The organism is Rothia nasisuis (genome assembly GCF_928381405.1).
Classification (GTDB): domain Bacteria; phylum Actinomycetota; class Actinomycetes; order Actinomycetales; family Micrococcaceae; genus Rothia; species Rothia nasisuis.
On record NZ_CAKMSB010000050.1, the window covers coordinates 1 to 427 of the forward strand.

The following is a 427-nucleotide window of genomic DNA, read 5'->3' on the forward strand; positions in this document are numbered from 1 at the left end:
GTTATCCACCACGCGTTCCTCTTCAGCTTGTAAGAGAAGCGTTGGCGTGGCGTCATCACCCGCACCGGCTAACACCTGTTCGCCAGCCAGAATACTTTCGCGTACCCAATGGTAGGTCGGCCCACCGACGCGAATCGTTGGGTCATCAGCATAGAAACGTAAGTTACGTCGATATCGCTGTCTGCTGTGGGTCAGTACGTTGATAGCAAACGGCAACGCGCGCCAGCGCCCGGTGCCTATCGCATAGCCATCACGGAAACGTGGATGCGCTTCGGCCCAGTTAAGGATCTGCCGTGCCATAAATGACGGCATACGAATCACAATCCCAAACATTGGCGCAGTTAGCGCAATGGCGTCACATACACCTGGATGGCGTTGCAGAAATAATGTGGAGATCGCACCGCCCATCGAATGTGCCAGTATATAG

At 54.6% G+C, this 427-nt stretch carries 1 protein-coding gene; it reads right to left on the reverse strand.

Translation table 11 applies throughout. From position 1 onward, the window contains the following. Positions 1 to 427, reverse strand: a 427-nt coding sequence (locus L6966_RS11975; protein ID WP_237233468.1) for an alpha/beta fold hydrolase, incomplete at both ends; no start/stop codon positions are given.